We start from the raw sequence: 2,512 nt of genomic DNA, 5'->3' as shown, positions 1-2,512 counted from the left end.
CCCGCCCCCTCGCGGCCGCCCGCCCGCCGCGGCGCCGCCGAACTTCCAGCCGCAGCCGCAGATATCCGCGTCGCCGGAAACGCGGATGTCGCCGACCAACGCCAAGCCGCCCGAGGTGGCGAACCTGGCGACGAAGATGTTCCAGGCGCTCAGGCCTTCGCGATCCGGGGGGCTGCAGAAGCCCTCCGGCGCGCTGACCATCGGCCGTGCCACCGACAACGACGTCGTGATCCAGGACGTCCTGGCGTCCCGCCATCACGCGTTTTTGACCCAAACCCCGCTGGGGACCGAGATCCGCGACGCGCACAGCGTCAACGGGACGTTCGTCAACGGCGTGCGGGTCGGGTCCGCGGTGCTGACCGAGGGCGACGTGGTCACCATCGGCAACGTCGACCTGGTGTTCACCCAGGGCGAGCTGCTCCGCCGCACCGAGGCCGCGACGCGCACCGGCGGCCTGGAGGTGAACTCCGTCTGCTTCAAGATCGACGGAAAGCAGCTGATCGACCACGTCTCGCTGACCGCCCGGCCCGGAACGCTGACGGCCATCATCGGCGGTTCGGGCGCCGGCAAGACCACGCTGTCGCGGCTGATCGTGGGCTACACCAGCCCCAGTTCGGGCTCGGTGACCTTCGAGGGCCACGACATCCACGCCGAATACGCGTCGATGCGCAGCCGGATCGGGATGGTGCCGCAGGACGACGTCGTGCACCGGCAGCTGACCGTCAACCAGGCCCTGAACTACGCCGCCGAGCTGCGGCTGCCCCCGGACACCAGCAAAGCCGAGCGGGCCCAGATCGTCGCCCAGGTCCTCGAAGAACTCGACATGACCAAGCACGCCGAAACCCGGGTCGACAAGCTCTCGGGCGGCCAGCGCAAACGCGCCTCGGTGGCGCTCGAGCTGCTCACCCAACCGTCGCTGCTGCTGCTCGACGAGCCGACCTCCGGCCTGGACCCGGCGCTGGACCGCCAGGTCATGCTGATGCTGCGGCAGCTCGCCGACGCGGGCCGCGTGGTGATGGTGGTGACCCACTCGGTGTCGTACCTGGACGTCTGCGACCAGATCCTGCTGGTCGCACCGGGCGGTAAAACCGCCTTCTGCGGCCCGCCCGACCAGGTCGAGGCGGCCATGGGCACCCGCAACTGGGCCGACATCTTCGCCAAGGTGGGCGCCGACCCGGACGAGGCCAACCGCCGCTTCAAGGAGCGCAACCAGCAGCAGTCCCAGGCGCCGTCCCCGCAAAGCCCCGCCGACCTGGGCGAGCCACCGAGGACCGACCTCTGGCGGCAGCTGTCCACGATCGCCCGCCGCCAGGTCCGCCTCGTCGTGTCCGACCGCGGCTACACAATCTTCCTGGCGGTCCTGCCGTTCCTCATCGGCGCGTTGTCGCTGACGGTGAAGGGCCCGCACCCCGGCCTGGGCCCGGCCGACCCGCTCGGCCCCGCGCCCACGCAGCCGCAGTACATCATGGTGCTGTTGAACATCGGCGCCGTCTTCATGGGCACCGCGCTGACCATCCGCGACCTGATCGGCGAGCGGCCCATCTTCCGGCGCGAGCAGGCCGTCGGCCTGTCCACCACCGCCTACCTGCTGGCCAAGATCGCGGTGTTCTGCGTCTTCGCGACGGGCCAGGCGGCGGTGGCCACGATCATCGTGCGGCTCGGCAAGGGCGCCCCGACAGCACACCCGCCGTTCTTCGGCAACTCCACCTTCTCGCTGTTCGTCACCGTGGCCGGCACCTGCGTGGCGTCGGCGATGCTGGGGCTGCTGCTGTCGGCCTGCGCGCAGTCCAACGAACAGATCATGCCGCTGCTGGTGGTGTCGATCATGTCGCAGCTGGTGTTCTCCAGCGGCATGATCCCCGTCTATCAGCGCTTCGGCCTCGAACAGCTCGCGTGGCTGACGCCCGCGCGGTGGGGCTACGCGGCGGGCGCCTCGTCGATCGACTTTCCGTCGCTGGTGAAGGTCAAACAGATCCCGACCAACGACCCGATCTGGCAGCATTCGAAGCACATCTTCGTGTTCGACATGGCCATGTTGATCTTCCTGTCCGCCGCCTACACCGGCTTCGTCCGGTGGTACATCCGGCTGAAACGCTGATCCTTGCGGCCGGTCCGATGACTGAAGCTGCCGAGCCCGTCCTCACTGTTCGATCCGACCGGTCGAAGGGCAGCTTCGCGGCCGGCCGCGACGTGGTCGTCGGCAGCGACCTGCGCGCCGACCTGCGGGTCGCGCACCCGCTGGTCGCCCGCGCGCACCTGCTGCTGCGCTTCGACCACGGCAAATGGGTGGCGCTGGACAACAAGTCACTGAACGGGGTCTACGTCAACGGGCAGCGGGTGCCGCTGGTCGACATCGAGGACGGCCAGACCATCAACATCGGCAAGCCCGACGGTCCCCGGATCACCTTCGAGATCGGCCACCACACCGGCACCGTGGGCATGCTCCCGCCGACCACGGAGTCGATCCCGGTCATCACGCCGCCCGGCGACGCCCCACGCGCCCCGCGTCCCC

General features: G+C 69.6%; 2 protein-coding genes. Both read left to right on the top strand.

Features of this window, described 5'->3' with window-relative positions; translation table 11 throughout:
- A partial coding sequence (locus tag HMPREF0591_RS29305; RefSeq protein WP_050790185.1) for an ATP-binding cassette domain-containing protein occupies positions 1-2,098 on the top strand: 2,098 nt, incomplete at its 5' end.
- Between the two features lie 17 nt (positions 2,099-2,115).
- The coding region (locus tag HMPREF0591_RS29300) for an FHA domain-containing protein (RefSeq protein WP_007172491.1) at positions 2,116-2,512 on the top strand (397 nt) is incomplete at its 3' end.

Origin of the sequence: Mycobacterium parascrofulaceum ATCC BAA-614, from assembly GCF_000164135.1 — a bacterium.
Taxonomy (GTDB): Bacteria; Actinomycetota; Actinomycetes; order Mycobacteriales; family Mycobacteriaceae; genus Mycobacterium; species Mycobacterium parascrofulaceum.
Note: the sequence above shows the minus strand (reverse complement) of the source record. Positions and strands in the feature narration are given on the sequence as shown.